The sequence below is a fragment of the Micromonospora sp. NPDC050187 genome (genome assembly GCF_044459745.1).
Lineage (GTDB): Bacteria > Actinomycetota > Actinomycetes > Mycobacteriales > Micromonosporaceae > Micromonospora.
Window position 1 is genome coordinate 36,132 of sequence record NZ_JBITJH010000008.1, and the last position, 21,071, is coordinate 57,202.

Here is a 21,071-nt window from a genome sequence, read left to right on the forward strand (position 1 = left end):
CGGCAGCGCACGATCTCCACCGTTTTCACGAGCAGGGCCTGGACCGGGCGCTGCGCCATGACCTCCGGGCGGAACCCGCCCGTTGCCAGCGCACGATGGCCGGGTGACCGCCGGCCCGCAGGGGTGCGGCTTTACGGGCGAATCAGGAGATTAATTCGGATTTACCAGGCATCCTGCTGGTATGCGACCGTTTACCCATTCTGACGGGCCCGGTGCTTCCGGCGCCCACGCCGACGGGCTCGGTGGTCCTTCCGCCGGGGTGGCCGGAGCGGTGACGGATGCCGGCCGCCGTCGGTACCGCCCCCACGCACTGCTGGCCGTGCTGGTGGCCGCAGTGGCGGCGCTGGCCCTGATCTGGTCCGCCACCACCCCGACCGGCCCCGGTCCCCGGGGGCGGACCGAGGGCAGCGGCGTCCGGGCCCCCGGTCGGGGCCCGTCGACGGAGCCGGACGACCGGCCCTCGGCCACCCGGAGCGACCACGGTGCCGGCGAGCAGCGCCGAGCCGCCGACGGGGACGGTCGTTTCCTGGTAGCGGCGGGCGACTCACCGGTGGCCGGCACCGACGGTCCGGTCCACCGGTACCGGGTCGCCGTGGAGGCCGGCACCGACCAGAACCCGGCCGATTTCGCCACCGCCGTCGACGCGACCCTGGCCGATCCCCGAAGCTGGACCGCCTCCGGTGACCTGCGGGTGCAGCGTGTCGACGGGTCGGAGCCGGCGGACTTCACCGTCTACCTGGCCACCGCCGCCACCTCTGAGCGGATGTGCGCCGAGGGCGGCCTGCACACCGCCGGCTACACCTCCTGCCGGCTGCCCGGAAAGGTGATCATCAACCTGGACCGGTGGCTGACCGCGGTGCCGGACTACGCGGCGTCGCTGGACGTCTACCGGGCGTACGTGATCAACCACGAGGTCGGGCACGAGTTCGGCGAGCTGCACGAGGCCTGCCCCGGCCCCGGCCGTCCCGCCCCGGTCATGCAGCAGCAGACGTACGGCCTGGCCGGCTGCGTCGCCAACGCCTGGCCGTACCTCGACGGTCGCCGGTATGCCGGTGACCTGATCCCGTGACCGGGGGGTTATTCCCGCTCCCGCATGTCGGGCGACGTGTCCCTCCTCATGGCCGACCAGCGGCCCGGCGAGCAACAATGGCGCGGCAACCAACGCCGATCCCGGGGAGTCCACCGTGTCGTTGCCCCCGCTCGTCGAACCCGCCGCCGAGCTGACCGTTGACGAGATCCGCCGCTACTCGCGCCACCTGATCATCCCGGACGTCGGGGTGGAGGGGCAGAAGCGGCTGAAGAACGCCCGGGTGCTCTGCGTGGGCGCGGGCGGCCTCGGCTCACCCGCGCTGATGTACCTCGCGGCGGCCGGCGTGGGGACGCTCGGCATCATCGACTTCGACACGGTCGACGAATCCAACCTCCAGCGCCAGGTCATCCACGGCCAGTCCGACGTCGGCCGGTCCAAGGCCGAGTCCGCCGCCGCCACGGTCCGCGAGATCAACCCGCTGGTCACCGTCGAGATCCACAACACCGCGCTGGACCGGGACAACGTCCGGGACATCTTCTCCCGGTACGACCTGATCGTCGACGGCACCGACAACTTCGCCACCCGGTACATGGTCAACGACGCGGCGGTGCTGCTCGGCAAGCCGTACGTCTGGGGGTCGATCTACCGCTTCGACGGCCAGGCGTCGGTGTTCTGGGCCGAGCACGGCCCCTGCTACCGCTGCCTCTACCCGGAGCCCCCGCCGCCCGGCATGGTCCCCTCCTGCGCCGAGGGCGGCGTGCTCGGCGTGCTCTGCGCGTCGATCGGCTCGATCCAGGTGAACGAGGCGATCAAGCTGCTCGCCGGCATCGGGGAGCCGCTCGTCGGCCGGCTGATGGTCTACGACGCCCTGGAGATGAGCTACCGCAAGATCAAGGTCCGGAAGGACCCGGACTGCGTCCTCTGCGGCGAGAACCCGACCGTCACCGACCTGCTCGAGGACTACGAGGACTTCTGCGGCGCGGTCTCGGTCGAGGCACAGGAGGCGGTGGTCGACGCGACCATCACCGCCACCGAGCTGAAGGAGTGGCAGGACGCCGGCAAGGACGTCTTCCTGGTCGACGTCCGGGAGCCGGCCGAGTACGAGATCGTCCGCATCCCCGGGTCCACCCTGATCCCCAAGGGCGAGATCCTCTCCGGCGAGGCGCTGGCGAAGTTCCCGCAGGACCGGCAGATCGTGCTGCACTGCAAGTCCGGCGTCCGCTCCGCCGAGGCGCTCGCCGCGCTCAAGGCGGCCGGGTTCTCCGACGCGGTGCACGTCCAGGGCGGCGTGCTCTCCTGGATCAAGCAGATCGATCCCTCGCTGCCCGCGTACTGAGCCGTCCATGTTAGGGGCCCGCCGGACGGCGGGGCCCTAACATGTCCACCCCGGATCCGCGTACCCCCGCCAGCTGGGGTTTCGTCGGCCGAGCTACCGAGGCGCGACCCGGCCGGCGTCGGTAGCGTCGTCGTCGTGGTCGATCTGGACGGCGCCATCGGCTTCGTCGTGGCGCACGGTGACGCAGTGGACCGGGCGCGGCTCGGCTGGCTCCGCGCGGGCACGCCGCCCCCGCCGGAGATCCTCGGCCTGGCCGAGTTGGGGCAGGCGCCCGACGGCGGCTGGCCGGCGATGTGGGCGGGCGACGTCACCTCGGTGGACGCGACCTGCTTCCGCCTCGGTGAGCTGGACGACCTCGGTGCGCTCGGCCGTCCGGCCGCCCGCAGGGCGCTGGACTGGCTCGCCGCCCGCCAGCAGCCCGACGGCTGCTGGGAGGAGGACCCGGCGCTGGCCGACACCGCCCCGGCCTGGGCCCGTCCCGGGGATCCGGAGGCACGGCTCTACCTCACCGCGAACGCCGCCTTCCGGCTCAGCGTCGCCGGCCGCGACGCCCGGGCCGCCGGCCCACTCGACGACCGGGTGGGCGGGGTGTACGCCGGCGTCGTGCACGCCGCCGCCCGCGCCCTGGCCGATGCCCTCCGCCCCGACGGCACCTGGCCGTCGTACCTGCCGGTGGGCTGGCTCAGCGCCGCCGTGCTGCACCTCCAGCAGATGTACGACGAGGCGGCACGGATCCGGGCGGTGCTCGACGAGCGGATACGCGACATGTCCTCGGCCGACGTGGCCTGGCTGGCGGCGACCCTGCGCCGGGTCGACGTGCCGGCGGCGGAGTGGACGCTGGTGGCCGCCCGCCACCGGCTCGCCACCACACAGCGCACCGACGGCGGCTGGGACAGCGACGACGGTCACCAGTTCGACGTGCACACCACTCTCGCGGCGATCCGCGCCTTCCGCTGAGCCCGGCCTGCGGATGAGCCTGAACCCGGTTCGGGGAAGAGGCTGAACCCGGTTCGGGGATGAGGCTGAGTCCGGTTCGGGGATGAGCAGGGGTCCCCTGCTACGCACCAGGCGGTAACAGGGGACCCCTGCTCAGACCTCGGACGCGACCGGCTCAGGGGCGGCGGGCCACCACCGCGCCGTTGGCCCCCGGCGCGTCGAACGTGATCGTCCGTACGTCGGTGAAGCCGGCATCGGTCAGCCAGGCGGCGTACTCGGCGCCGGAGTAGTTCCGGCCGCCCTCGGTCTCGACGAGCATGGTCATACCCATCAGGGCCGCTGCCGGTGGGCCGGTCCGCTCGTCGTTGAGCAGCAGCTCGCAGATGACGATCGCACCGCCGGAGGGCAGCGCTTCGTAACACTTGTCCAGAATCGACCGGTTCTGCGCCTCGTTCCAGTCGTGCAGGATCATGCTCAACAGGATTACGTCGTGGCCGGTCGGCAGCGCCCGGTCGGTGAGGAAGTTCCCGCTGGCCGTGCCGATCCGGTCGGCGAGCCCGACGGCGGCAATCTTCTCCTCCGCCTTGGCCGTGACGTGCGGCAGGTCGAAGATGGTGGCCCGCAGCTCCGGGTATTGCCGGCACAGCTCGATCGGGAAGGCCCCGGCCCCGCCACCGACGTCGAGCAGCCGCTGGCGCGTGCCGAAGTCGTACGCCTCACCGAGCGCCCGTGCGGTGAAGGCCGAGGTGGAGTACATCGCCTCCCAGAACAGCGCCAGCATTTCCGGGTCGGCGGTGGTGAACAGCGAATCCTGCGTCTCCGGGTCCCAGGTCAACGGCCGGTCGGTGCGCAGCGCCTCGCCGAGACGGTGGTAGGGCAGGTAGGTGCGCTCGTCGCAGTAGCGCACCTGGCCGCCGAAGTAGTGCGGCCGACCCGGGACGAGGAACTCCTCGGTCAGCGCGGTGTTGCGGTAGCCGTCGCCGGCCTTCTCCAGCAGGCCGAGGGAGGCGCACGCGGCGAGCAGCAGGTCCGCCGGACGCTCGGGAAGGCCGAACTCCTTCTCGGCGTCCTCCCGGGTGACCACCCGCCCTCCGGCCAGCCGCCCGAACAGGTCGAGTTCGACGGCGGCGGCAAGGGTCTTGAACGACCAGTAACCGGTCACGAGTTGCATGAGGGGAGTGGGGGTGATCATGAAGACATGTGATCATTTTTCCCCGTGATTGGGTGTCGGGAATCCGATAGTCCGTGTCGGCGTGTCCATTAGCCGGACACGCTCGGTGAGGCCGGGGTCCGCGCCCTGCGCTCTGTTCCCTGCCCTGTCCGCCGCCACCGCCGCTTCGCCGCCGCAACCACCGTCACCGCGCTTCGGGCCGCCGGCCCGGGCTCCGGAACGTCGGCTGTTCCCGGTCGGGAGCGGACGCACCGCCGACCCCGACCGGGAGCACGGTCAGCCGCGCAGGTGGCCGTCGCCGGTGACCACGTACTTCGTGCTGGTCAGCTCGGGCAGGCCCATCGGTCCCCGGGCGTGCAGCTTCTGGGTGGAGATGCCGATCTCCGCGCCGAAGCCGAACTCGCCGCCGTCGGTGAACCGGGTCGAGGCGTTCACCATCACCGCCGCCGAGTCCACCCGGGCCACGAACTCCCGGGCCGCCGCCTGCGAGTCGGTGACGATCGCCTCGGTGTGGCCGCTGCCGTACCGCCGGATGTGCGCGACCGCCGCGTCCAGCGAGCCGACGACGGCGGCCGAGATGTCCGCCGACAGGTACTCGGTGGCGAAGTCCTCGTCGGTGGCGGGCACCACCGCGGCCGAGTACGCGGCCACCCGCGCGTCGCCGTGCACGGTCACCCCGGCCTCGGCGAACGCGGCCAGCACCGCCGGCAGGAAGGCGTCCGCGACGTCGGCGTGTACCAGCAGCGACTCGGCGGTGTTGCAGGTGGAGAGGCGCTGCGTCTTGGCGTTCAGAGTGATTGCGACCGCCTTCGCCAGGTCGGCGGCGGCGTCCACGTAGACGTGGCAGTTGCCCACCCCGGTCTCGATCACCGGCACCGTCGACTCCTCGACCACGGTGCGGATCAGCGACGCCCCGCCGCGCGGGATCAGGACGTCCACCAGGCCCCGGGCCCGCATCAGCTCCTTGACCGAGTCGCGTGAGGTGGCGTCGAGCAGCTGCACCGCGTCCGCCGGCAGGCCGGCCGAGGCGACCGCGTCCCGCAGCACCGCCACCAGCGCCGCGTTCGAGTGCGCCGCCGAGGACGACCCGCGCAGCAGCGCCGCGTTGCCGGACTTCAGACAGATGCCGGCGGCGTCGACGGTGACGTTCGGGCGGGCCTCGTAGATGATTCCGACCACCCCGAACGGCACCCGGATCTGCCGCAGCTCCAACCCGTTCGGCAGCGTCGAGCCACGCACCACCTCACCGACCGGGTCGGGCAGCGCGGCCATCTGCCGCAGCGCGTCGGCGATCCCGGCCACCCGCCCCGCGTCCAGCGCCAGCCGGTCCAGCACGGCCGCGCTCAGCCCGGCCTCCCGCCCGGCCGCCAGGTCCGCCGCGTTCGCGGTCAGGATCTCACGCGTACGCGCCACCAGCGCGTCGGCCATCGCATGCAGGGCGGCGTCCTTCGCGGTACGCGTCGCCACGGCCAACGCCCCCGCCGCCTCCCGCGCCCGACGGGCCTGCTCGGTAACGCTCATCTTTCACCTTCCTGTTAGGAGGGGTCCCCTGTTACCGCTTTTTGCGTAGCAGGGGACCCCTGCAACCACCTCACCCCGGCGCACCCGCCGTCACAGCAACACCAGGTCGTCGCGGTGGACCACCTCACGCTCGTACGCCGGGCCGAGCGCCGCGGCGAGTTCGGAGGTGGAGCGTCCGAGCAGGCCGGGCAGTTCCACCGCGTCGTAGTTGACCAGCCCCCGGGCGACCGGCGCGCCCCCGGCGTCGACGAGGTCCACCGGATCCCCGGCGGTGAACGCGCCGTCGACGGCGGTGATGCCGGCCGGGAGCAGGGACTTGCGTCGGCCCACCACGGCCTGGACCGCACCCGGGTCGAGATGCAGGCGGCCCCGGGGGGAGGTGGCGTGGGCGAGCCAGAAGAGGCGGGCGGTGGGCCGCCGGCGTACCGGGTGGAAGAAGGTGCCGACCGGCTCGCCGGCCAGCGCGGCGGCGGCCAGCGGCGCGGCGGTGAGCACCACCGGGATGCCGAAGCCGGTGGCGATCCGGGCCGCCTCGACCTTGGTCACCATGCCGCCGGTGCCCACCCCGGCCCGGCCCGCCCCGCCGATCTCCACCCCGGCGAGGTCCCCCTCACCGTGGACCTCGGTGATCCGGGTCGACTCCGGGCGGGCCGGATCACCGGTCCAGAGCGCGTCGACGTCGGAGAGGAGCACCAGCAGGTCGGCGTGGACCAGCGCGGCCACCAGCGCGGCGAGCCGGTCGTTGTCGCCGAACCTGATCTCCTCGGTGGCCACCGTGTCGTTCTCGTTGACGATCGGCACCGCCCGCAGGTCGAGCAGCTTGCGCAGGGTCCGGTACGCGTTGCGGTAGTGCGCCCGGCGGGTGACGTCGTCGACGGTGAGTAGCACCTGTCCGACGGTCAGCCCGTGCCGGGCGAAGCTGGCCGCGTACCGGCCGATCAGCAGGCCCTGCCCGACGCTCGCGGCGGCCTGCTGGGTGGCCAGGTCGCGGGGACGGCGGGGCAGGCCGAGCGGGGCCAGCCCGGCGGCGATCGCGCCGGAGGAGACCAGGACCACCTCACGGCCGTGCCCGACCAGAGTGGCGAGGGCGTCCACCAGATCCGTCACGCGGGTCTCGTCCAGCCCCCCGCCGGCCGTGGTCAGGGAGGAGGAACCGATCTTGACGACGACGCGTCGGGCTGTGGTCACTGCTTCGCGCACCCGCCCATTCTGCGTGGTCGGTCCTGCTCCGCCCGCCGCCGTTCCCATATCGTGGCTGGCCATGACACCCGAGGAGTACGTCGAGGCGGTGCTGGATCTGGTCGAGCGGATCCCCCCGGGGCGGGTGATGTCGTACGGCGGGGTCGCCGACGCGCTGGCCGAGCGCAGCGGTCGCGCCTCGGCCCGACTGGTCGGATCGATCATGGCCCGGCACGGCGGTGGGGTGCCCTGGCACCGGGTCGTCAACGCGGCGGGCCGCCTCCCACCCGGCCACGAGCGGGAGGCACGGGCCCGGCTGCGCGCCGAGGGCACCCCGCTGCGCGGCGACCGGGTGGACATGACCGCCGCCGACTGGCAGCCGGAGCACTGAGCGCTCCAGCCGTGCTGCTCCAGCCCCGCCCGCCTCCACCCGAGGACGTGACGGCGGACACAATGTGAGTACCATTCGGCTCCATGAGTGCGTCGCCGGCTGAGCTGCCCCGTCGGGTGCACCTCGGCTATGCCCTCGGTTCCCTGGCGACCGGGGCCTTCGGCACGGTCCCGGGGTTGTTGCTGCTGCCGTACCTCACCGACACCCTGGGCGTCGCGGCCGGTCTGGCCGCCCTGCTGGTGCTCCTGCCCAAGGCGTGGGACGTGCTGGTCAACCCGGTCGCCGGGCGGATCTCCGACCGGACCCGCTCCCGCTGGGGCGCGCGCCGGCCGTACCTGCTCCTCGCCGGGATCGCCCTCGCCGTGCTGTTCGCCGCGATCTTCGCCGCGCCGTTCGGCACCGGCCCGGCCGCCGCGGTGTACGTCGCCGTCGCCTTCCTGGCCACCGCGACCGCGTTCGCCTTCTTCCAGGTGCCGTACGTGGCGATGCCGGCCGAGTTGACCGGCGACTACGCCGAACGGACCCGGCTGATGAGCTGGCGGATCGCCGTCCTGGCGGTGGCCATCCTGGTGTCCGGTGCGGTCGCGCCGCTGGTGGTCACCGCCGGTGGGGACGGCGTGCCCGGGCATCGCTGGATGGGGTTGTTCGTCGCAGCCCTGATCGTGGCCGGTGCGCTCGGCGCGTTCCTCGGCACCCGCGGTGCCCCGGCCGGCGAGGTCGGGGAGAGCGAGCCGACCCTGCGTGCGCAGCTCGCCGTCGCCGGCCGCAACCGCCCGTTCCGGGTGCTGCTGATCTGCTTCGTGGTGCAGTCGGCCGGGGTGGCGACCATTCTCGCCGGGGTCAACTACTTCGCCGACCAGATCCTCGTCGAGCCGGAGACCGGGCCGACCCTGCTGTTCGCCTGCTTCGTCGGCCCCGCCCTGCTGGTCATGCCGCTGTGGACCCGGGTCGGCGCGCGGGTGGGCAAGCGTGCGGCACTGGTCGCCGCGTCGGTGCTCTTCGCGGCCGGCGCGCTGGCGCTGGCCGCCGCGCCGGTGCTGCCCCCGGCCGTGGTCTACCCGCTGGTCGCGGCGATCGGGTGCGGCTACGCCGGGCAGCAGGTCTTCGCGCTGGCCATGCTGCCCGACTGCATCGCGTACGACACCGCGCGCACCGGCCGCCGCCAGGCCGGCGTGTTCACCGGACTCTGGACGGCGGGGGAGACCTTCGGACTGGCCCTCGGTCCCGGCATCTACGGGCTGGTGCTCCAGCTCTCCGGATACGTCTCCTCGGCGACCGGCTCGGCGGCGGCCCAGTCCGACACCGCCCGCCTCGGTGTGCTGCTCGGCTTCACCGTACTGCCGGCGCTGCTGGTCGGCCCGGTCGTGCTGCTGCTGCGTCGCTACGACCTGACCGCCGAGCGGCTCGCCACCGCCGAGCGGGCCGCCGACCGAGCCGCCGACCGCGTACAGAAGGGGACCACCAACCGATGACCGACGACCTCAGGACGGCTCCGAGCAACCCGGAGGGCGCGGATCCGACCGGTCCGGCGGACGGGGTGCCGTCGGCGTTGCCGGCGCGGGGCGTACCGGCGGAGCAGGTGCTCGCCGAGATCCGGGCACTGCGCGCCGCCGACCGCCCCACCCACGGCGGACGTCTCTTCGCCTACGTCTACGACCCGGCGGTCCCCGGTCTGGACGAGCTGACCAGCGCCGCCCACGCGGGCAGCGCGCACGTCAACGGACTCGACCCGACCGCCTTCCCGTCCCTGCTGGCGATGGAGAACGCGCTGGTCGGGGCGGCGGTGAAGCTGCTCGGCGGCGGGCCCGGCACGGCCGCCCCGGAGGCGGTCGGAAGTGTCACCAGCGGGGGTACCGAGTCGCTGATCCTGGCGGTGAAGGCCGCCCGGGACGCCCGCCCCGACATCGCCGAACCCCGGATCGTGGTGCCGGTCAGCGCGCACGCGGCCTTCGCCAAGGCGGCGCACTACCTGCGGGTGGCGCTCGACGCGGTGCCCGTCTCCCCCCGGACGCTGCGGCCGGAGGTCGCCGACGTGGCCGCCGCTGTCCGGCCCGAGACCGTGCTGGTGGCCTGCTCCGCGCCCTCCTACGCGCACGGGGTGGTCGATCCGGTGGAGCAGATCGCGGCGGTGGCCGCCCGGTCCGGGGTGCGCTGCCACGTGGACGCCTGCTTCGGCGGCTGGACCCTGCCGTACCTGCGTCGGCTCGGCTGGCCGGTGCCCCGGTTCGACCTCTCCGTGCCCGGGGTCACCTCGATCTCGGTGGACCTGCACAAGTACGCGTACGCCCCGAAGGGGGTGTCGGTGCTGCTGCACCGGGACCCGGCGCTGCGCGCCCCCCAGTACTTCGCCTTCGCCGACTGGCCCGGCTACACGATGATCAACCCGGTGATCGCCTCCACCCGTTCCGGTGGACCGATCGCCGCCGCCTACGCCACCCTGCGACACATCGGCGACGCCGGCTACGTCGAGCTGGCCGGCCGTACCGTCGAGGCGGTCCGCCACCTGGCGGCGTCGGTGCGGGCCACCGAGGGGCTGCGGCTGATGGCCGAGCCGGAGACCACCGTCGTCTGCTTCACCAGCACCGACCCCGGACTCGACCTCTTCGTCCTGGTCGACGAGCTGACCGTGCGGGGCTGGCACACCCAACCCCAGATGGCGTACGGCGACCTGCCGGCGAGCGTCCACCTGACCGTCACCGCCTCGGTGGCCCCGAAGGTCACCGAGTTCGGCCCGGACCTCGCCGACGCGGTCGCGGCGGCCCGCGCCACGGGTCCGGTCCGCCTGCCGGCGGAACTGCTCAGCCTGGCCGCCGGGCTCAGCCCGGACGCGCTCACTCCCGAGCTGGTGGCGGGTCTCGCCGAAGGGCTCGGCCTGGGCGGGGCCGGGGGCCTGCCGGACCGGACGGCCACGGTGAACACGCTGCTCGACGCTGCCCAGCCGGCCCTGCGCGAGCGGCTGCTGGTCGAGTTCGTCAGCCTGCTCCAACGCCCCACCTACTGATCCCGGGTGCTCCCGGGACGCTGTGGTTGACTGTTGGTCGGGGCGACGGGAGGAGGTCGGGGTGCAGCTACCGGGAGTGCTCGGTGAGCCGATCCGGTTCGTGCTCAACTGGGGCCGCCGCTACTCGCTCTGGGTCTTCAACTTCGGGCTGGCCTGCTGCGCGATCGAGTTCATCGCGACCAGCATGGGACGGCACGACTTCATGCGGCTCGGTGTGATCCCCTTCGCGCACGGCCCCCGCCAGGCCGACCTGATGGTGGTCTCCGGCACGGTCACCGACAAGATGGCCCCGGCGATCAAGCGTCTCTACGACCAGATGCCCGAGCCGAAGTACGTCATCTCCTTCGGCGCCTGCTCGAACTGCGGTGGGCCGTACTGGGACTCGTACTCGGTGACGAAGGGGGTCGACCAGCTCATCCCGGTCGACGTCTACGTGCCCGGCTGCCCGCCCCGGCCGGAGGCGCTGCTGCACGGCATCCTGCGCCTCCAGGAGAAGATCGCCGCCGAGCAGTCCGGGCTCGGCGGGGTTCCGCGCCCGGACCCGCTGGCCTCCCCGGCGGACGCCCCGTCGCCGGGTGCCGCGTCGCCGTCCCGCCCGGTCGAGTCGCTCACCGCACCGGTGGTCCGCCCGCCCACCGCCGACTGAACCGTCCGTCCTCGGAACGGGTGACCAGGCACGCCGTTCCGGTCGGCAGGCGAAGATCAAGTCGTGGTGGTCGGGGACTAGCGTGAGCGTCCATGAGCCAGACCCTGGACCGCCGTTCCGCGCACATCGTCGACGTCCTGATCGAGGAGTTCGGGCCGTCGATGGCCCTCGACCCGGCGGCCTTCCGTCGTAAGTTCCGCAAGATGGCCGCCTCGCCGTTCGCCTTCTACCGGGGCAGCGCCTCGCTCTTCTACGCCGACCAGGTCGGCGCGTACGCCGACGACCGCTTCCTCGACGAGCGGACCAGCCGGGTGTGGATCCACGGTGACCTGCACGCGGAGAACTTCGGCACCTACATGAACGCCTCCGGGCAGCTGGTGTTCAACGTCAACGACTTCGACGAGGCGTACGTCGGCCCCTTCTCCTGGGACCTGAAGCGGTTCGTGGCGAGCGTGGCGCTGATCGGGTACGCCAAGGCCCTCTCCGACCAGGTGATCAGCGGCCTGGTGCAGGCCTTCGCCCGGTCGTACCTCACCGAGCTGCGGGCCATCGCGCACGGCGGGGACGACGCGATCGGCTCGATCACCCTGGACAACGCGGACGGCGTGCTGCGCCGGGTGCTCCAGCAGGCCCGGCTGAACACCCGGGTCGACCTGCTCGCCGCGCAGACCACCGTCGACAACTACGAGCGCCGCTTCTCCCTCGGCGACGGGGTCTACGAGGTCGACGAGGTGACCCGGGAGGCGGTCTGCCAGTCGTTCCACCGCTACCTGGACACGTTGCCCGCCTCCAGTGCCCGGCTGCGCCCGGTCGCCGCCCAGGTCAAGGACGTGGTGCTGCGCAAGGGCGTGGGCATCGGCTCGGCCGGCCTGCCGTCGTACAACCTCCTGCTGGAGGGGCACACCCAGGCGCTGGAGAACGACGTCGTCATCTACATGAAGCAGGCCCAGGTGCCCGCCGTGGCCCGGCACATCGACGACGAGGGCGTCCGTGGCTACTTCCGGCACCAGGGGCACCGGACGGCCGAGTCGCAGCGGGCACTCCAGGCACACGCCGACCCGTGGCTGGGCTTCACCGAGCTGAACGGGGTGGGCCAGCTGGTCGCCGAGGTCTCCCCGTACGCCGCCGACCTGGACTGGGCCGACGTCAACGAGCCGGAGGAACTGGCCGGGGTGATCGCCGACCTGGGTCGGGCGGTCGCCCGGATGCACTCGGTCGCCGACGACGAGTCCAGCCACGACCTGGTCGACTACTCCACCGAGGAGGCGATCGTCGCCGTGGTCGACGCCGACGAGCAGGGTTTCGTGACGCACCTGGTGGAGTTCGCCCACACGTACGGCCTCCAGGCCCGCCAGGACCACCAGCTCTTCGTCGACCTGTTCCGCAACGGCCAGCTGCCCGGCCTCTGAGGTGCCCGGCCGCTGACCCCGCTCCGCTGACCCGGCCTGCTCCGCCGACCCGACCCGGGCGGCCCGGTCGGGTCAGCGGGCGAACTCCAGCACCACCTTGATGTCCTCCAGGCCGGGGTGGTACGCCTCGGCGTACGCCTCGACCGGGAGCCGGCGGGTGACCAGGCTGTCGAGCCAGGACGGGTCGGCCCGGCCGAGGGCCGCAGCGGCCAGCTCCCAGTGTCGGCGGTTGGCGTTGACCGAGCCGAAGACGACGTTGTTCTCCAGCACCAGGGTCCGGTTCAGCGCGCCCGCGTCGAAGTCGATGATGCGCCCACCGCTGGAGACGCCGGTGAGGCAGACGATGCCGATCGGGGCGGCCTTGCACATCACGTCCAGCACCACGGTCGGGGCACCGGTGCACTCCACGGTGATGTCGGGTGCGAAGTCCAGCTCGTTGACCGTGCTCGTGTGGTACGTCGCGCCGAGCGCCGCCACCAGCGCGGGTTTCGGTCCGCTCGGGGTGCGGTCCAGCACGTGTACGGTCAGCCCCCGCTGGCTGGCCAGCAGCGCGGCGAGCAGGCCGATCGGCCCGGCCCCGGCGACCAGCACGGTCTGCGGCTGCCACTCGGCCCGCTGGCCGATCCGGTCGATGTGGTCCCACGCCTTGGCCACCACGCTGGCCGGTTCGAGGAGTACCCCGACGTGGGCCAGGTCGGGATCCAGGCCGATGGCGAACTTCGGGGAGATGCGCCAGCGGTCCCGGGCGAAGCCGGGCAGCTCCTTGATGCCGTGCTCGGTGTAGCGGCCGTTGCGGCACATGTCCCACTCGTCGACCGCGCAGTTGGCGCAGGGCACCGGGTCGGGGCGGCGGACGATCCCGGCGACCAGGTCACCAGGGCGCAGGGTGCCGGTCGGGTCCTCCAGCACCCGGCCCAGCGACTCGTGCCCGAGCACCAGGCGGTCGGCGTCCGGGGGCGCCTCGCCGAACTCCCCGGCGATGATCTCGTGGTCGGTGCCGCAGATGCCCACGGCGAGCGCCTCGACCAGGATCGCCCCCTCCTCGGGATGCGGTTCCGGCCAGGCCTCGTCCAGCCGCAGGGAGTCCGCCACCCCCGGTGCCACCGTTATCGCCCGCACCACCCGATCCTCCCCGTTCCCACCCCCGTGCACACCGCGTTACCGCAGTTGACCATGGAGTCGGCGACGCGGCGCGCGGCCCGGAGCGCCGCCATCTTCATGATCGGAGGATGGGGGCGGGTGCCAGGGTCGAGTGGGCCATAGGATCGGGGCATGGAGGCGGAGGGGGTCGGGCGGCGGCTGGTCGAGCTGGTCGCGGACGAGGCGGCGGTCGCGGGTGTCTCCGGCGGCCAGGCGTACGCGCGCGCGACCGTCGACATGCCACCGGCCCGCTGGCGGGACGCGCTGCGCGCGGCGCGGGACGACGCCGACCTGGCCTGCGACTTCTTCGATTGGCTCTCCGCCGTCGACGAGTTGGACGCCGGCTTCGACGTGGTGGCCCACCTCTGGTCGACCACACACCGGCACGGGATCCTGCTGCGCACCCGGGTGCCCCGGGAGGCCGCCGAGGTGGCGTCGGTGGTGGACGTCTACCCCGGCGCGGCCTGGCACGAGCGGGAGACGCACGAGATGTTCGGCATCGCGTTCGCCGGACACGAGGGGCTCCGTCCGCTGCTGCTGCCGCCGCAGTTCGAGGGGCATCCGCTGCGTAAGGAGTTCGTGCTCGCCTCCCGGGTGGCGAAACCGTGGCCGGGGGCGAAGGAACCGGGCGAGTCGGTGGCCGGCGGTGGCCGCCGGGCCGTCCGCCCGCCGGGCGTGCCCGCACCGGGGGAGTGGGGCTCCACGCCGACCCCGGCCGGTGCCGGCGGTGTCGGTGAGGGGCCGCGCGGCGGCACGCCGGCCCGCCCGGCCCGCCGGCCCCCGACCGACCGGCCGCAGCGGCCCACCCCCGGTGACCGACCGCCGCGGTCCGCGCCCGGTGACGGCGACGGCGGGGGTACGGTCTGATGCCGCTCTGGCTGGAGCTGACCCTGCGGGTGGTCGGGGTGCTCGCCGCCTTCCTGGTCCTGCCGCTGGTCGTGGGGCAGGCCGAGCACAAGGTGATGGCGCACATGCAGGGCCGGCTCGGCCCGATGTACGCCGGTGGCTTCCACGGCTGGGCCCAGCTCGTCGCCGACGGCATCAAGTTCGTGCAGAAGGAGGACATCACCCCGCGTGAGGCGGACCGGCCGGTGTTCCGGCTGGCCCCGGCGGTGGCGCTGGTGCCGTACCTGCTCGCCCTGCTGGTGATCCCGCTCGGTCCCGGCGACCTGGTCGGGCAACCGCTGGACATCGGTCTCTTCTTCGTCCTGGCCGTGGTCGGGGTCGGCGTGGTCGCGGTGCTCATGTCGGCCTGGGCGTCGGCCAACAAGTACAGCCTCCTCGGCGGCCTGCGCGGCGCGGCCCAGCTGCTCGGCTACGAGCTGCCCCTGGTGCTGGCCGCCGCGTCGGTGGCGATGGCGGCCGGCACGCTCAGCCTGCCCGGCATCGTCGAGGCGTGGCAGCCGTGGTGGCTGCTCTGGCAGGCCCCCGCGATGGTGGTGTTCTTCGTCGCCGGGCTCGCCGAGATCCGGCGGCCCCCGTTCGACATGCCGATCGCCGACTCCGAACTGGTCTTCGGCTACATGACCGAGTACACCGGCCTGCGGTTCGCCTTCTTCCTCCTCGCCGAGTACGTCGGCATCGTGGTGATCGCCGCGCTGACCACCGTGCTCTTCCTCGGCGGCTGGCAGGGCCCCTTCGGCGACGAGTACCTCGGCTGGCTCTGGACGCTGCTGAAGGTCTTCGCCGTCTCGTTCGTGATCATCTGGCTGCGGGTGTCGTACCCCCGGCTCCGCGAGGACCAGCTCCAGCGCCTCTGCTGGCTGGTCCTCGTGCCGGTCGCGCTCGGCCAGCTCGTCCTGACCGCCGCCGTCCGCGTGGCGACGTAGCCGGGACGCCCGCTCACGCCCCTCGGTAGGCAGAAGGGGGCACCCCTCCACCGCTTCTCGCGGCGGCGGGGCACCCCCTGCCAACTCACCGGCAGCCGGCCGGGCGGGTCTGGGCCCGTCCGGACGGCCCGGTCATGGAGCGGCGTAGAGCAGACGGTTCGGTGAGCCGGTGCCCGGGTTGATCACGACGCCCGTGGTGGCGGCGGCGATCAACGCGCTCTTGGCCGTCGCGATCGTGGCCGTGGGGTTGAGCTGTCGGTACCGGGCCAGCCACCCGGCGACGTGGGGCGCCGCCATCGAGGTGCCGGACCAGCCGGAGGCGACCGCGGTGTTCGAGGCGATGCCGGCCGACGTGATGCTCACGCCGGGGGCGAAGATGTCGACGCACGTGCCGTAGCTGGAGAACGAGGCCCGGGTGTCGGAGGAGTCGGTCGCGGCGACCGTGACTCCCCGGGCCGAGCGCGGGCCGTTCGTGCAGGCGTCGGTGTTGAAGTTGTTGGCGATGAAGACCGCGTGCACGCCCTCGTCGATCAGGTTCTCCACGGCGGTGTTCGGCGTGGTGCCGTAGCCCTGGAGGCTGAAGTTCGCCACCGAGACCGGGTCGTGGTTGGCGGCGATCCAGTCGATGCCCTCGATCAGGTCCGAGGTCCAGCCGGTGTTGTCGCACTGGAGGACCCGTACCGCCTTGATGGTCACGGACTTGGCGACGCCGTACGTCGCGCCGCCGACGGTGCCGGCCACGTGCGTACCGTGACCGTGGCAGTCGTTGGTGCCGTTGCCGTCGCCGACCGCGTCGTAGACCCCGCTGGCCCGGGTGCCGAAGTCGACGTGCGTGGCCCGGATGCCGGAGTCGACCACGTAGACCGTGACGCCGGAGCCGGTCGAGGTGTACCCGAAGCTGTTGTTCAGCGGCAGGTAGTGCTGGTCGATGCGGTCCAGCCCCCACGACGGCGGGTTCGGCTGCGTGGCCTGCGTCGACACGTCGCTGGTCAGACCGCCCCGGATGCGGGTGTCCCGTTCGACGTACGCCACGGCGGGGTCGTTGCGCACCGCGGCGAGGGCGGCCGGGGGCAGGTGGGCCGCGTACCCGTCGAGGACCTGCGTGTAGCGGGTCAGCACGGTGCCGCCGGCCCGCTCCGCGACGGAGGCGACGCGCGCCTGTGCGGTCCGTGCGGCACGGTCGGTGCCGGCCGGTGAGTCGGAGAGCACCACGATGTACCGGTCCGGCGCGGCCTCCGGCCCGCCCGCCCGCAACGGGGCGGGCACGGGCCGCTCCGGTGTCGCCGTACGCGGGGCCGCCGCCGCCGGAGCGGCGATGGCGGCCACGAGCGCACCGGCGACCATGCCGGCCAGTACGCCCCGGCGTACCGTTCTGCCACCTGACTTCCGCAAGGTTCGATCCTCCTCAGGAGTCCTCGTCCACAGTGGACACTGTGTCCGGACGTCGGCCGGCGTGAGTCGGCCGAATCGCCAACAATTCGATCAGGTTCGATTGAACGTTATGTTAATGAGCGAGGAATGTCGATGTCCTTGCGTGTTCCGGATGCCTGCCGAACCGCCCGCCCCACCCGGACTGCCGGGCGGGACGGGCGGGCGGGACGGGCGGGCACCCAGGGCCGGGGTCAGCCCAGCGGGGTGTGGGCGGGGTCGACCCGCTCGGCCGGCGGGGGTGGCGGCGGGGCGCTGCCGTCGCCGAAGGGCCGGCCACCGAGGGCCTCCCGGCCGTGCGGGGTGAGCCAGTTCGACAGGTCCGGGCCGAGCGGCACCACCCCGGTCGGGTTGATGTCCCGGTGCACCTCGTAGTAGTGCCGCTTGATGTGGTCGAAGTCGATGGTGTCGCCGAAGCCGGGAGTCTGGAACAGGTCCCGCGCGTACGCCCAGAGCACCGGCATCTCGGACAGCTTCTGCCGGTTGCACTTGAAGTGGCCGTGGTAGACCGGGTCGAAGCGGACCAGCGTGGTGAACAGCCGCACGTCCGCCTCGGTGATGGTGTCGCCGACGAGGTAGCGCTGGCCGGCCAGCCGTTCGCTCAACCAGTCCAGCCGGTCGAAGAGACGGCGGTACGCCCGCTCGTACGCCTCCTGGCTGCCGGCGAAACCACACCGGTAGACGCCGTTGTTGACGTCCTTGAACACCAGCGCGTTGACCTCGTCGATCTCGGCGCGCAACCGGTCCGGGTAGAGCTCCGGCGCGCCCGGCCGGTGGTGCGCGGTCCACTCCGTCGACAGGTCCAGGCTCATCTGCGCGTAGTCGTTGGTGACCACCTGCCCGGTCGGCTCGTCCACGAACGCCGGCACGGTGATGCCCCGGTCGTACCCGGGGAAGCGCTTGAAGTAGGACTCGGCCAGTCGTTCGACGCCGAGCACCGGGTCCCGGCCGTCCGGGTCCAGGTCGAAGGTCCAGCTCCGCTTGTCGTGGGTGGGACCGGCCACCGCCATCGAGATGGACCCCTCCAGGCCGAGCAGCCGCCGGACGATGATCAGCCGGTTCGCCCACGGGCAGGCCCGACTCACCGCCAGGCGGTACCGGCCGGGCTCCACCGGATAGCCGTCCCGCCCGTCGGCGGTGATCCGGGTGGCGATGTAGCGCTGGTCGCGGGTGAACTCACCTCCGGGCTCGACGTACTTGCCCCCGGTCCGCTGCAGGACCTCGTCGTCGCTCGTCGCCGAGCTGCTGCCGGTGTCGCTCACGTCGCCCCCTCGCGGTGCGCCAGATCGTCTGCCGTCTCCCATCATGTCCGATCTTCCAACGGCCGGCCCACCGACTTGTCGCAGCGGCCGACCGGCTGTACCTCGACCATCCGGCGGCCCGGCTGTCCCTCCGTCGGCGCGGGCTAGGCTCGCCGGGTGACCGACCTGGAGGCCCTGGCCCGTCGCCTCGTCACCGACGTCTGGAACGGCGGCCGGGAGGAGACGGCGTACGACCTCATCGGGCCGGAGTGTCCGGGGCTGGGCGGGACCGGCCCGGCGGCGACGCTGGCCTGGCACCGGGACCGCCGGGCGGCCTTCCCCGACCTTCGTTACAAGATCGTGGACGTGGCGGCCGGTGGCGACCGGGTCGCGGTGCGGTGGCGAGCCGCCGGCACCCAGACCGGGCAGTTCGGGCCGGTACCGCCGACCGGGCAGGTGGTCAGCTACTCCGGGGCGAGCTTCCTGCGGTTCGACCCGCACGGCCGGATCGTCGACGTGTGGAGCGTCAACGAGCTGTTCCAGCTCCTGCTGCAACTCGGTGTGGAGGTGCTGCCGCCGGTCACCGGCCCCGGGGCGTGATCCGGGCGATCGGCAGGTTCACCGGGAAGGGCTCCCCGGTGTCGACGACCTTCGTCCAGCGCCCGGTCTCGGTGTAGACCTCGTCCACCGGGTCGATCCGGGACGTGTAGACCACGATCTCGTCGCCCTCCACCTCGACCCGCCAGTAGTACGGGATGCCGGCCTGGGCGTAGAGCGCCGGCTTCAGCACCCGGTCGATCGAGCGGGTGCTCGGCGAGACGATCTCCACCGCCAGTACCACCTCGTGCGGCGCGTAGTGGGCGGGGTTGCCGGCGGCGGCCTCGGCGGTGGTGACCAGCACGTCCGGGATGAAGGACCGGGAGCGGCTGAGCCTGACCTCCACGGCCTGGGTCACGTCGTACTCGTCGGGACACGCCTCTTCGAGCGCGACACCGAGCCGCATGGCGATGGTCTGGTGGAGCCGGGTGGGGGAGGGGGACACGAGCAACACTCCATCGAGCAGTTCACGGCGACGCCCGTCGTCGGGTAGCGCGTCCAGATCGTCGGTCGTCCAGCCGCCCTCGGGCGGAACGTCGTTCTGCAGCGCGGCGGTCATCGGGCTGTCCTTTCGCGGTGCTTCCCGGTGCGTCGTTCTCCCCACCGGTCACGGTACCGCCGGCAACTGCCGGGTGGTGGTCGCGCACGCCGGGGACACAGGGCAGGATGACGGCATGAGTGACAGCGGTGTGCCCGGAAGCGGACTGGCGAAGGGACTGGCGGTCACGCTGAAGACGATGACCCGCCGCTCGACCACCCAGCAGTACCCGGACGTGGCCCCCGACCTGCCGCCCCGGTCCCGTGGGGTGATCGCCCTGCTGGCCGAGAACTGCACGGTCTGCATGCTCTGCGCCCGGGAGTGCCCGGACTGGTGCATCTACATCGACTCGCACAAGGAGGAGGTGGCCGTTCCCGGTGCGGCCCGCCCCCGCCAGCGCAACGTGCTCGACCGTTTCGACATCGACTTCTCGCTCTGCATGTACTGCGGCATCTGCGTCGAGGTCTGCCCGTTCGACGCCCTCTACTGGTCGCCGGAGTTCGAGTACGCCGAATACGACATCCGGAACCTCCTGCACGACAAGGAGCACCTCGGGCAGTGGATGGCGACGGTCCCGCCGCCGCCCGCGCACGACCCGAACGGGGAGCCGTCCAAGGAGGAGACGACGGCCGCGCGCAAGGCCGCCGCCGGGTCCGCCCCCGCCGCCCCGCCGACCCGGGGCCGTCCCGACGCCGGTACGGAGGGGGCCCGACAGTGACCGGTGTGGACGTGCTGCTGCTCGCACTCGGCGCGGTGGCGGTCGGCGCGGGTGCCCTGGTGGTGACCACGCGACACCTGGTCCGGGCCGGTCTCCACCTGGTGGTCTGCCTCGGCGCGCTGGCCGGGCTGTACCTCGTGCTCACCGCGGAACTGGTCGCCTGGGTGCAGGTGCTGATCTACGTCGGCGCGGTGGTGGTGCTGCTGCTCTTCGCGGTGATGCTCACCCGCGCCCCGATCGGGGCCTCCGACGACCTGGACCGGCCCGGTTGGCCGGCCGCCCTGGTCGGCGGCGGCACCGGTCTGGGGCTGAGCGCACTGCTGATCGACGCGTACCGGTGGTCGGCGGTGGAGCTTCCCGAGGCGGGCACCGCCGAACGCCTCGGCGCGGAGATCTTCGGCAGCTGGGTGCTCCCGTTCGAGCTGCTCTCGGTGCTGCTGCTGTCCGCCCTGGTCGGCGCGGTCGTCATCTCCCGCCCCGACATCGGCTCGGCCCCCGACCGGCGGGACGACGGCGCGACGCGGGAACGACCGGGAACCGAGGCGGGGACCGACGGGTCGGCGGGCGGGGACGTCCGATGAGGCCGGTCATCCCGTACGTCACCGCGGCCCTGCTCTTCGGGCTCGGCGTCTACGGCGTGCTGCGCCGGCGCAACGCCGTGCTGGTGCTGATGGCCGTCGAACTGATGCTGAACGCGGTCAACCTGATCCTGGTCACCGCCGACACCACCGTCCGGGCCGCCCTGCCGCACGGCGGGCAGGTCTTCGCGCTGTTCGTGATCGTCCTCGCCGCCGCCGAGATCGGCGTGGGGCTGGCCATCGTGCTCCAGCTCTACCGGCTGCGGGCCACCGTCGCGGTGGACCGGGTCCCGCTCACCGAGCGCCCCGAGCCGACCGACCGCTCCGAGCCGACCGAGCCCCCCGAGCAGACCGACCGTCCCGAGGAGGTCGCCCGGTGAAC

The 21,071-nt window shown here is 72.8% G+C and carries 20 protein-coding genes and 1 pseudogene; 14 read left to right on the forward strand and 7 right to left on the reverse strand.

Features of this window, described 5'->3' with window-relative positions; genetic code table 11:
• Nucleotides 1–181 precede the first annotated feature (181 nt).
• The 3 genes and pseudogenes from ACIBJE_RS14655 to ACIBJE_RS14665 all read left to right on the forward strand — a co-directional run bounded on the left by ACIBJE_RS14655 (nt 182) and on the right by ACIBJE_RS14665 (nt 3,323).
• Complete coding sequence (locus ACIBJE_RS14655) at nt 182–1,069, forward strand: DUF3152 domain-containing protein (protein ID WP_396748249.1); 888 nt, start codon at nt 182–184, stop codon at nt 1,067–1,069.
• A 48-nt stretch (nt 1,070–1,117) separates the two neighbouring features.
• A pseudogene (moeZ, locus tag ACIBJE_RS14660) lies at nt 1,118–2,366 on the forward strand (adenylyltransferase/sulfurtransferase MoeZ).
• 135 nt (nt 2,367–2,501) lie between these two features.
• Nucleotides 2,502–3,323 (forward strand): prenyltransferase/squalene oxidase repeat-containing protein, encoded by an 822-nt coding sequence (locus ACIBJE_RS14665; RefSeq protein WP_396748251.1) that lies wholly within the window; start codon nt 2,502–2,504, stop codon nt 3,321–3,323.
• Between the two features lie 154 nt (nt 3,324–3,477).
• On the opposite strand, the gene ACIBJE_RS14670 is transcribed toward ACIBJE_RS14665, so the two are convergent.
• The 3 genes from ACIBJE_RS14670 to proB all read right to left on the reverse strand — a co-directional run bounded on the left by ACIBJE_RS14670 (nt 3,478) and on the right by proB (nt 7,242).
• Nucleotides 3,478–4,494 (reverse strand): methyltransferase, encoded by a 1,017-nt coding sequence (locus ACIBJE_RS14670; protein WP_396748252.1) that lies wholly within the window; start codon nt 4,492–4,494, stop codon nt 3,478–3,480.
• Between the two features lie 255 nt (nt 4,495–4,749).
• Nucleotides 4,750–5,994, reverse strand: a complete 1,245-nt coding sequence (locus ACIBJE_RS14675) for a glutamate-5-semialdehyde dehydrogenase (RefSeq protein ID WP_396748254.1) — start codon at nt 5,992–5,994, stop codon at nt 4,750–4,752.
• A 90-nt stretch (nt 5,995–6,084) separates the two neighbouring features.
• Nucleotides 6,085–7,242 carry a glutamate 5-kinase gene (proB, locus tag ACIBJE_RS14680; protein ID WP_396748672.1) on the reverse strand — a complete coding sequence of 386 codons (1,158 nt, stop codon included), beginning with the start codon at nt 7,240–7,242 and terminating at the stop codon, nt 6,085–6,087.
• 13 nt (nt 7,243–7,255) lie between these two features.
• Here proB and ACIBJE_RS14685 point away from each other — a divergent pair, with 13 nt between their 5' ends.
• From ACIBJE_RS14685 to ACIBJE_RS14705, 5 genes are all read left to right on the forward strand, one after another.
• On the forward strand, nt 7,256–7,564 hold the full coding sequence (locus ACIBJE_RS14685; protein ID WP_396748256.1) for an MGMT family protein: 309 nt from the start codon (nt 7,256–7,258) through the stop codon (nt 7,562–7,564).
• 83 nt (nt 7,565–7,647) lie between these two features.
• Nucleotides 7,648–9,036 carry an MFS transporter gene (locus ACIBJE_RS14690; protein WP_396748258.1) on the forward strand — a complete coding sequence of 463 codons (1,389 nt, stop codon included), beginning with the start codon at nt 7,648–7,650 and terminating at the stop codon, nt 9,034–9,036.
• Nucleotides 9,033–10,565, forward strand: a complete 1,533-nt coding sequence (locus tag ACIBJE_RS14695; RefSeq protein ID WP_396748260.1) for a pyridoxal phosphate-dependent decarboxylase family protein — start codon at nt 9,033–9,035, stop codon at nt 10,563–10,565. The genes ACIBJE_RS14690 and ACIBJE_RS14695 overlap by 4 nt, the downstream gene beginning before the upstream one ends.
• A gap of 61 nt (nt 10,566–10,626) precedes the next feature.
• Complete coding sequence (locus ACIBJE_RS14700; RefSeq protein WP_396748262.1) at nt 10,627–11,211, forward strand: NADH-quinone oxidoreductase subunit B; 585 nt, start codon at nt 10,627–10,629, stop codon at nt 11,209–11,211.
• Nucleotides 11,212–11,303: 92 nt separating this feature from the next.
• Nucleotides 11,304–12,620, forward strand: a complete 1,317-nt coding sequence (locus ACIBJE_RS14705) for a DUF2252 domain-containing protein (RefSeq protein ID WP_396748264.1) — start codon at nt 11,304–11,306, stop codon at nt 12,618–12,620.
• Nucleotides 12,621–12,692: 72 nt separating this feature from the next.
• On the opposite strand, the gene ACIBJE_RS14710 is transcribed toward ACIBJE_RS14705, so the two are convergent.
• Nucleotides 12,693–13,739, reverse strand: a complete 1,047-nt coding sequence (locus ACIBJE_RS14710; protein ID WP_396748266.1) for a glucose 1-dehydrogenase — start codon at nt 13,737–13,739, stop codon at nt 12,693–12,695.
• 153 nt (nt 13,740–13,892) lie between these two features.
• On the opposite strand from ACIBJE_RS14710, the gene ACIBJE_RS14715 reads away from it, so the two are divergent.
• A complete protein-coding gene (locus ACIBJE_RS14715; protein ID WP_396748268.1) occupies nt 13,893–14,627 on the forward strand; it encodes an NADH-quinone oxidoreductase subunit C in 735 nt (244 codons plus the stop codon).
• Complete coding sequence (gene nuoH, locus ACIBJE_RS14720) at nt 14,627–15,589, forward strand: NADH-quinone oxidoreductase subunit NuoH (RefSeq protein ID WP_396748270.1); 963 nt, start codon at nt 14,627–14,629, stop codon at nt 15,587–15,589. The genes ACIBJE_RS14715 and nuoH overlap by 1 nt, the downstream gene beginning before the upstream one ends.
• 132 nt (nt 15,590–15,721) lie before the next feature.
• Here nuoH and ACIBJE_RS14725 read toward each other — a convergent pair whose 3' ends face one another.
• Both ACIBJE_RS14725 and ACIBJE_RS14730 read right to left on the reverse strand, forming a co-directional pair.
• On the reverse strand, nt 15,722–16,981 hold the full coding sequence (locus ACIBJE_RS14725) for a S8 family peptidase (protein ID WP_396748272.1): 1,260 nt from the start codon (nt 16,979–16,981) through the stop codon (nt 15,722–15,724).
• Nucleotides 16,982–17,211: 230 nt separating this feature from the next.
• Nucleotides 17,212–18,279: a glutathione S-transferase family protein gene (locus ACIBJE_RS14730; protein ID WP_396748274.1), complete on the reverse strand. Its 1,068-nt coding sequence runs from the start codon at nt 18,277–18,279 to the stop codon at nt 17,212–17,214.
• A 156-nt stretch (nt 18,280–18,435) separates the two neighbouring features.
• Between ACIBJE_RS14730 and ACIBJE_RS14735 the strand changes: the two genes are divergently transcribed.
• The gene (locus ACIBJE_RS14735) at nt 18,436–18,858 is read left to right on the forward strand and encodes an ester cyclase (RefSeq protein ID WP_396748276.1); all 423 of its coding nucleotides are present in this window, start codon (nt 18,436–18,438) and stop codon (nt 18,856–18,858) included.
• Here ACIBJE_RS14735 and ACIBJE_RS14740 read toward each other — a convergent pair.
• On the reverse strand, nt 18,839–19,414 hold the full coding sequence (locus ACIBJE_RS14740; protein ID WP_396748278.1) for a Uma2 family endonuclease: 576 nt from the start codon (nt 19,412–19,414) through the stop codon (nt 18,839–18,841). The genes ACIBJE_RS14735 and ACIBJE_RS14740 overlap by 20 nt on opposite strands.
• A 115-nt stretch (nt 19,415–19,529) precedes the next feature.
• On the opposite strand from ACIBJE_RS14740, the gene ACIBJE_RS14745 reads away from it, so the two are divergent.
• From ACIBJE_RS14745 to nuoK, 3 genes are read left to right on the forward strand one after another with little or no spacing between them, the layout of a single operon-like run.
• The gene (locus tag ACIBJE_RS14745; RefSeq protein ID WP_396748280.1) at nt 19,530–20,111 is read left to right on the forward strand and encodes a NuoI/complex I 23 kDa subunit family protein; all 582 of its coding nucleotides are present in this window, start codon (nt 19,530–19,532) and stop codon (nt 20,109–20,111) included.
• Nucleotides 20,108–20,692, forward strand: a complete 585-nt coding sequence (locus ACIBJE_RS14750; RefSeq protein WP_396748282.1) for an NADH-quinone oxidoreductase subunit J — start codon at nt 20,108–20,110, stop codon at nt 20,690–20,692. Before ACIBJE_RS14745 ends, ACIBJE_RS14750 begins: the two co-directional genes overlap by 4 nt.
• Nucleotides 20,689–21,069, forward strand: a complete 381-nt coding sequence (nuoK, locus tag ACIBJE_RS14755; protein ID WP_396748284.1) for an NADH-quinone oxidoreductase subunit NuoK — start codon at nt 20,689–20,691, stop codon at nt 21,067–21,069. Before ACIBJE_RS14750 ends, nuoK begins: the two co-directional genes overlap by 4 nt.
• Nucleotides 21,070–21,071 lie beyond the last annotated feature (2 nt).